1 protein-coding gene is annotated in these 946 nt (G+C 73.2%); it reads right to left on the reverse strand.

Features of this window, described 5'->3' with window-relative positions; translation table 11 throughout:
• On the reverse strand, positions 1-946 hold a 946-nt coding region (locus IEJ02_RS47815), incomplete at both ends, for a [protein-PII] uridylyltransferase family protein (RefSeq protein WP_498067150.1).

Raw genomic sequence — 946 nt, forward strand, 5'->3', positions numbered from 1 at the left:
TCTCGTAGTCGTAGAAGAGGCGTTCCACCACCGCTCGTGCCCGGCGGGTGGTGCGGCGGTAGTCTTCCAGCATTTCGCCGACATGGCCGGGGCCGTAGCCCAGGTAGCGGGCCACGGCGGCCAGTTCGCGGACGTCGGTGGGGAAGGTGTCGCCGGGGCGGCCGCGGACGAGCATGACGGCGTTGCGGACGCGGCTGGCCAGGATCCAGGCCTCGTCGAGGGTCTGGGCGTCCTCGGTGGTGATCAGTTCGGCGGCGTGGGCGGCGGCCAGGGCCTCGCGGGTGCGGGTGGTGCGCAGTCCGGGTTCGGCCCAGCCGTGGCGCATCTGGAGCAGCTGGACGGTCCATTCGACGTCGCTGAGGCCGCCGCGGCCCAGTTTGGCGTGGGTGGTGGGGTCGGCCCCGCGGGGCAGTCGTTCGGATTCCATGCGGGCCTTGAGTCGGCGGATCTCGCGGATCGCGTCCTCGCCCAGTCCCTCGGCCGGGTACCGCAGCGGGTCGATCAGCTCGATGAACCGCCGGCCGAGGTCGGGGTCGCCGGCGACCGGTTCGGCGCGCAGCAGTGCCTGGCTCTCCCAGACCAGGGACCAGCGGCGGTAGTAGGCGGCGTAGGAGGCGAGGGTGCGCACCAGGGGGCCGGACTTGCCCTCGGGGCGCAGGTCGGCGTCGATGAGCAGGGGTGGGTCGACGGTGGGGAGCTGGAGCAGCCGCCGCATCTCGTTGGCCACGGTGAAGGCGGCGCGGGCGGCTTCTTGTTCGTCGGCGCCCTCGCGCGGCTCGTGGACGAAGAGCACATCGGCGTCCGAGCCGTAGCTGAGCTCATGGCCGCCGAAGCGGCCGAGGCCGATGACGGCGAAGCGGGTGGGCAGCTCATCGCCCCAGGTGTCGCGGACGGCGGCGCGCAGGGCCCCGGCGAGGGTCGCGGCGTTCAGATCGGAGAGGGCGTC

The organism is Streptomyces sp. 5-10, assembly GCF_014712245.1.
In the GTDB taxonomy this organism is placed as follows: Bacteria; Actinomycetota; Actinomycetes; order Streptomycetales; family Streptomycetaceae; genus Streptomyces; species Streptomyces violaceusniger.